The sequence below is a fragment of the Vibrio thalassae genome (assembly GCF_900089835.1).
In the GTDB taxonomy this organism is placed as follows: Bacteria; Pseudomonadota; Gammaproteobacteria; order Enterobacterales; family Vibrionaceae; genus Vibrio; species Vibrio thalassae.
The window spans coordinates 20,812-27,418 of the sequence record NZ_OANU01000065.1; the positions used below are offsets into that span (position 1 = coordinate 20,812).

At 41.1% G+C, this 6,607-nt stretch carries 5 protein-coding genes and 1 pseudogene; 3 read left to right on the forward strand and 3 right to left on the reverse strand.

The genetic code is table 11. The features are described 5' to 3' along the window. Nucleotides 1-14: 14 nt before the first annotated feature. From VTH8203_RS16650 to kch, 3 genes are all read right to left on the reverse strand, one after another. Nucleotides 15-647, reverse strand: coding sequence for an MOSC domain-containing protein (locus VTH8203_RS16650; RefSeq protein WP_208617765.1), 633 nt, complete (start codon nt 645-647; stop codon nt 15-17). Between the two features lie 210 nt (nt 648-857). Further along, nucleotides 858-2,378 carry an acetaldehyde dehydrogenase ExaC gene (gene exaC, locus VTH8203_RS16655; RefSeq protein WP_096994683.1) on the reverse strand — a complete coding sequence of 507 codons (1,521 nt, stop codon included), beginning with the start codon at nt 2,376-2,378 and terminating at the stop codon, nt 858-860. 731 nt (nt 2,379-3,109) lie between these two features. Continuing rightward, a complete protein-coding gene (gene kch / locus VTH8203_RS16660) occupies nt 3,110-4,324 on the reverse strand; it encodes a voltage-gated potassium channel protein (RefSeq protein WP_096994684.1) in 1,215 nt (404 codons plus the stop codon). A gap of 156 nt (nt 4,325-4,480) precedes the next feature. Between kch and VTH8203_RS16665 the strand changes: the two genes are divergently transcribed. From VTH8203_RS16665 to VTH8203_RS25740, 3 genes and pseudogenes are all read left to right on the forward strand, one after another. Continuing rightward, entirely contained in the window at nt 4,481-5,434 is a 954-nt protein-coding gene (locus VTH8203_RS16665) for a CorA family divalent cation transporter (protein ID WP_096994685.1), read from the forward strand. A 267-nt stretch (nt 5,435-5,701) separates the two neighbouring features. Further along, nucleotides 5,702-6,337, forward strand: coding sequence for a murein L,D-transpeptidase catalytic domain family protein (locus VTH8203_RS16670; protein WP_096994686.1), 636 nt, complete (start codon nt 5,702-5,704; stop codon nt 6,335-6,337). Nucleotides 6,338-6,493: 156 nt separating this feature from the next. Further along, nucleotides 6,494-6,607: pseudogene (locus tag VTH8203_RS25740) on the forward strand (IS982 family transposase); the annotation flags it as partial.

The window sequence follows — 6,607 nt, forward strand, 5'->3', positions numbered from 1 at the left end:
CTCTTTCTGATTCCTTAGCTGATTGAGTACCATTCATTAGATAATCCTGGAATATTCATTTTTTCTATATCTTTACGGGTTAAAGGATCTTTCCATATTTTCCAGAGGTCCGTAATAGATATTGAGCCAGCTTGCCGTTCTTGTAATATCAATTCATCATTTGTGTTTATGCTCCCCTCAGAAATAACGCGATAATACCAACCAGTAATAGACTCATTAATTAATACGCTTGAAACATATGCATTACCAATTTTATGATTCAATTTCCAGCATGGCATTCTTGGCTGAGAGACCTGAAGTAGTGTTTCTCCAAGCACAAATGTATCACCGATATGAACATCGTTTTCACTTAGACCTACGGTTGAAAAATTTTCTCCAACTGAAGGTGTATTAAAGTTATCTGATAATTGAGGGAAGTATTCTTTTAATTTCTTATAATTCTCAAATGGATATTGATAAATTGCTTTTTCTAAACCACCATGTACTCTTTTATCGACCTGGATATCTCCCTCTAACCCTAACTTTTTAATCATTATTCTTCTATCAATACTCTTCTTATATATGCCAGTTGCAACACCATTTGGACCAATTGGTTTAGGTGTTGGTGAAATAAGAATATCAATTAACCTACATTTCATTGAACACATATAGTACCTCCTATCAATGTTATAGCTCCTTTAGAATATAAATCGATAAATAGCTTCACAGCTATCTATTACTGAACAATACGGTTCAAATAAAGCAGTGCCGTATTGTTAGCAATAGATATGACTTAATGTATTTCCTATGGCTATTAATATGGTGAATATTGTTCCAAATACGATTAAAAATCGATTTATTTATCAAGGTTGACTTGATCAAAAGAAGCCCATTGGAGATTCATCGTAACTAACCAGTAGGTTTTTGGTTTGCTGATAATGTGACAGCATCATCTTGTGGTTTTCCCTTCCGATACCTGACTTTTTATATCCGCCAAACGCGGCATGGGCTGGATAGAGGTGGTAGCAATTTGTCCAGACTCTACCTGCTTGCACTGCCCGTCCAACGCGATATGCCAGATTCATGTCTCGGGTCCATACACCTGCGCCAAGTCCGTACATAGTATCATTCGCAATTTCGATGGCTTCCTGCTCGTTTTTGAAGGTTGTAATACCGACTACTGGCCCAAATATTTCTTCTTGAAAGACTCTCATGTCATTGGTGCCTTTCAAAATGGTTGGCATAATATAGAAGCCATCTTTATTCTCACCGTCAATCGGTGTCTTAGCGCCGCCCGTGAGTACCTCCGCACCTTCATTTTTCCCGATATTGATATAACTGAGTATCCGATCGAACTGCTCCTGACTGACCTGAGCGCCGACTTTGCTGTCTGTATCAAGTGGGTTACTTTGGGTCGCCGTTTTAGTCCTTGCAAGTAAGCGCTCGATAAATCGGTCGTAAATTGATTCTTGTACTAGGATCCGTGATGGGCAAGTGCAGACTTCACCTTGATTAAGAAAAGCCATTGCCGCACCCTCAAGACATTTGTCAAGATATTCTTCACCGTGGTCGAAGATGTCTTCGAAAAAGATATTTGGAGATTTACCTCCCAGCTCGACAGTCGCGGGGATCATTTTTTCTGCCGCCTGATTCAGCACTATCTGGCCAACTTGCGACGAACCTGTGAAGGCAAGCTTTTCAATGCGATCACTTTTTGCCAGTGCGGCGCCTGCTTCCTGTCCGTAACCATGAACAACATTTAGTACGCCTTTAGGGAGTAGGTCCGCCACTAGTTCCAGAAAGATACAAATAGATAATGGTGTCTGCTCCGCTGGCTTCAATACGATACAATTACCCGTTGCAAGAGCAGGAGGGATCTTCCAAGCCGACATCAGCAATGGAAAATTCCATGGAATAATTTGTCCCACTACCCCAATAGGCTCGTGAAAATGGTAGGCCACAGTTTTGTCGTCTATTACACTGTGAGTGCCTTCCTGTGCCCTAATACAGCCAGCAAAATAGCGATAGTGATCAATAACCAGCGGCATGTCTGCATTAAGGGTCTCACGAATACACTTGCCGTTATCCCACGTTTCCGTGATCGCCATTTCTTCGAGATGTTGTTCCAATATATCCGCTATTTTAAGCAAGATATTTGACCGCTCAGTGACAGACGTGGCAGCCCATGACGCTTTAGCCTGATGTGCAGCGTCCAATGCTAATTCAATATCCTTGTTGTTACTTCGTGGCATTTTACATATAACTTTTCCGTTGACAGGAGAGACATTCTCAAAATATTCTCCATCAACAGGGGCAACCCACTCTCCATTTATGTAGTTTTCATATTGGCTTTTAAATGACACCCTAGAATTTGGGGTGCCCGGTGCGTCGTAAATCATAATTACCTCTCTTTCTTTGTTGTAAAAATACCTTCCGTGTTTTTCCAAAGGGACTATTTGCAAGTAACTTGCCAACCTATTAAGCCAATAGATTTTTACTGTTGGTCAGTGGTTTACCTCATTTATTTGCATTATCGACGACCACGCTTTATTAGATGATAGTGTCACGTTTTGACACAGGCGTGTTACAGAAAGGAACAGGGTATTGTAGGCAAACCAAGGTTGATCGACGCGATAACACCCATTCGACGCCGCTTCGTATGGCTAAAGGGACGGTTTCTCTCGCCGTCGTTGACAGGGGTACCTCTCCGTCCATACCTTTCGTTATTCACTCGTTTCCGATTGTGTATACGACAATTTCTCAGTGGGGGGCAGGTTTTTTGCTTTTTTCCGAGGATGGTAAAGAGTGGGTAGCGGACGTATATCCTGCAGAGTCTGGTTCCATAATAGGAATAATGCGCATATAAAACCATATGTTAACTAGTGCGATGTTGCTCAACTCCCCCAAACAATCCAACCGCCTTAGGCTCTAAAGGCTTCATACAGCTCGGAAATTTCGGTAGAAGGGGTGATGGGGTATCCTATAACACCGCCACAAACGTAATCCATAACATGGGCGACAGCGCCATTGCCGTGAATGACAGTAGTTAAGCCGGGATAGGATGGGGAGTTGACCGTACTTATTGCAATAAGTACGGTCAAAGGGAGGAAACGTGAGCAGAGCCTAGGGGTCATTGTTTATCGAACAGCCCTTGCCCTGAATTGAGTAACATAGCCACCAAACGATCGTTGTCGAGCGGTTCGCCAGACATCATACTGGCGAGAACTTTACTGCCAAACAGGAGTGGTGATAGCACGATATCGGCTTTCACTTGTTTCACCTTATTCATATTTTTGGCGTCATTGACGGCAAGAACTGTTTTGGTTGACGGCGAAAAGTCTTTGGCAGTAAGAACGATAAACGCGTTATCAGCATCATTATCCGTCAGTGCAAGCAGTGCACGGCACTGACTAATCCCTGCAAGTTGCAGCACGGAATTATCACTACTATCTCCAGAAAGAATATCCACATCGCCAGAGACACGTTGCTGAATGATGGGAAAGTTTTCTTCTGGTTCAATCGTTAAGATGGTGACGCTCAGACCACGAGCAAGTAGTTGATTTGCTGTCGCAATCGCCAAAACCGAAGTACCGCATACAATATAATGATCTTTTCTCTTCATTTTTCTTTGGTTGCCTTTAACGAGTTTGTTTAATCCCCCGCGTATGAGCGGGCCAAGTACAGTAGTCACGGACGTCGCGAAGACGGTAATACCTGCAATGATGACAGAAACAGTAAATAATCTGGCAGGTTCAGACAAGGGAACGATGTCGCCGTAACCTACCGTGGTCATCGTTACAATTGCGAAATAAAAAGCGGTGGTCAGGTCAGAAATTGCAGGCTTGAATTCATTGCCAAAATAGAGCGCGCCATAACTGGAATAGAAAATCAGAACCGTAAAGCTGATAAAGGCAAAAATCCCCCCAGCCGTCGCGCTTGAGCGGTCGAAGTCCTTGCTTAAAACCAACAAACTCACCAAGGTGACAAGGTTTAACGCGAGACTGTGCGTTAGGTTAGGAAAAAAGTGCCAAGTGAATATTAATGTGATCATTAATAAAATGATGCTAACCGACCACGCGATACGAGCTCGAAAGAGCAGGCCAAATGCGTTGATCATTAAGAACAGGCCAAGAAGAAACCATGGTCCATTGGCGAGGTTAGCCCAATCAACATTAGCAAAGTCTTCGAGCTGAATTAAATCAACAAGACTGTACTTAATGCCCCAAATCGTATTGATAATAAACAGGCCGTTAATAAACACGGCGATGGCGATTAAGCTGTGGCGAAATCGACGCCATAGTCCTCGCCATTTTTGCCAAAGAGTTGAGTTGGTTTTCAAAACCATGAAGCACTCCAAAAAACGTGATGATTGACCTACAAACGACCAATGTCGTCGTGCCATATACTGTTAGTATATAGGACAGGGTAAATACTTCACAATTAGCCCCTAACGCGTAAAATCTATCTTGGTAGTAAAGTAACAATAACAGCGAGGATGCCAATGCCAGTTATTACTCCGTTAAATGCTCAGCATGTTGAAGGTCATCAAGGAAAAGAACAACCGTGTTGGATTGATTTGGATTTATCCAAGGAGGAAGATCACCATTGGTTGACTAAAGAGAGTGGTTTAGCAGAAGACTTGATTAATTTCTTATTAAGAAAGAATTTTGTTAATCACCGCAATCTTCATGATGGCAGTGTATTGGTAGCATTGATGATCAGCAATGAGAAACCGGTCACACAATCGCTTGGATTGATCGATTTAAAAATATTCTTCGATACCAGCCGAATTATCACGGTTCGCTATCACCCTGTTAGTGCTATTGACCGAACCTACTCACAATTGCTGATTAATAATGATGCTCAATCTAACGTTAGAGTGGTTGATGTATTTAAAGCGATCGTAAAAAATCTTATCGTATATATTGAAAAAATAACCTTTACTATGTCTGACCAACTGGCTGTGATTGAAGACCGTTATTTTGATAGCCAAGACGAATTTGATGCGGAATTATTACTAAAGTTACGCGGCGATATATGTAAAATAAGACGTATATTGACGGTGCTTCGCAATGCGCTACTTATTCGCATGGAAGATGCGACGCTGAATTTAGAGAAAGAGGACCGTACCGCTTTATTGAGGTCTTCAAACCATGTCAGCCTTAATATTGATAATCTCGATGACTTAATTAATAGAATTGATGTTCTGCAAAATTTAGATAATGCCAATCGCGCCGAAGTAATGTCAGAGTCGAGCTTTCGACTCACCATAGTTGCGACGGTATTTTTACCGATGACTTTTGTTTCCGGGTTGTTGGGGATGAACGTAGGAGGCATTCCTGAAACACATAGCCCTTGGGGTTTTTGGGGTATAACGGTGAGCATGATACTACTGGCTATTGGATTGTGGGTATACTTGTACCGACATTTACAGTCGATGAGAATACGACGTTAAATGATAGCGTAGCTGCATAATATGTCATTGTATGCTTATGATGGGCAGAGGTCGGCGCTATTATTTTTCTACCTCGCCTTATCATTACCTAATGTATTGATAGCTATATGATTATTGGTTTTTTCTGTTAGTTGTAATTACCTAATTAGATTTAAATATGTAAATAATAGTAAACTGGACTTTATTAATGGTTAACTTAAGATAATATAAGCCTTAGTGTGGTAAAGCTTCAACGTTTGCCTGTTTTTGATATAACTTGTTGTAATAATGATTAAATTTTCCAAATCTCAATGTTGGATGGTGTTTTCCTTCGCTTTATTTTTATTCTCTTTTAGTGCTCGTAGTGCGACGTTATCTCCCACTGATGAAGCAATTGGTATATATAAGAGTGCTAACTTATCTAAAGTTGTTGATTTTCAATTATTTAAGAATGCTTATCTAGCCTATGAAAATACTGAAAATCGCTCGAAACCATTATTGACGATTATCGATTATTCCAAGCCATCTACAGAAAAACGTTTTTATGTCATTGACTTAGAGAAAAAGTTATTAATGTATAATACTTATGTATCACATGGCGTAAATAGCGGTAAAAAAACAGCGACTAAATTCTCTAACATCATCAATTCTCGTCAAACCTCGCTCGGAACTTTCTTAACCGATTCGACATACTATGGTGCCAATGGTTACTCTCTTAGGCTGGATGGGTTGACTAAAGGCGTCAATGACAATGCACGTAACCGCTATATCGTTGTTCATGGTGCTGATTACGCCAATGAATCCTTTATCCGAAAAAATGGTTATCTTGGTCGCAGTTGGGGATGCCCGGCTTTGCCAGAAAAATTGTCTAAAGAGATCATAGACACCATAAAAGGTGGTAGCGTTATTTATGCAAGTGCATAATAGATAACAAACAGATTCACAAACAAAAAGCCCACAAATCAGTTGTGGGCTTTTTGCTATTTTAACCTGAACTCGGGATAAAAAAAGAAGGGAACTAAAAGCTGGTTCTGCGATCAGATCTTTCGACCAAGAGAGACTTATCACAAGGAACCAGCTATGCACAAATTAGTGGACTTATTTTGCCATGTCGATGACTTTTGTCAGGCTTTTCTACCCCAGTGGCAAAAACTTCAGCTTGAGAGCGGCGTACGGAAGCGTAATCGCAAAGGC

Excerpts from the sequence above, each read along its gene's own strand:
- kch (WP_096994684.1), bottom strand. The coding sequence starts at position 4,324 with ATGGTTTTGAAAACCAACTCAACTCTTTGGCAAAAATGGCGAGGACTA.
- exaC (WP_096994683.1), bottom strand. The coding sequence starts at position 2,378 with ATGATTTACGACGCACCGGGCACCCCAAATTCTAGGGTGTCATTTAAA.
- VTH8203_RS16665 (WP_096994685.1), top strand. The coding sequence starts at position 4,481 with ATGCCAGTTATTACTCCGTTAAATGCTCAGCATGTTGAAGGTCATCAA.
- VTH8203_RS16670 (WP_096994686.1), top strand. The coding sequence starts at position 5,702 with ATGATTAAATTTTCCAAATCTCAATGTTGGATGGTGTTTTCCTTCGCT.
- VTH8203_RS16650 (WP_208617765.1), bottom strand. The coding sequence starts at position 647 with ATGTGTTCAATGAAATGTAGGTTAATTGATATTCTTATTTCACCAACA.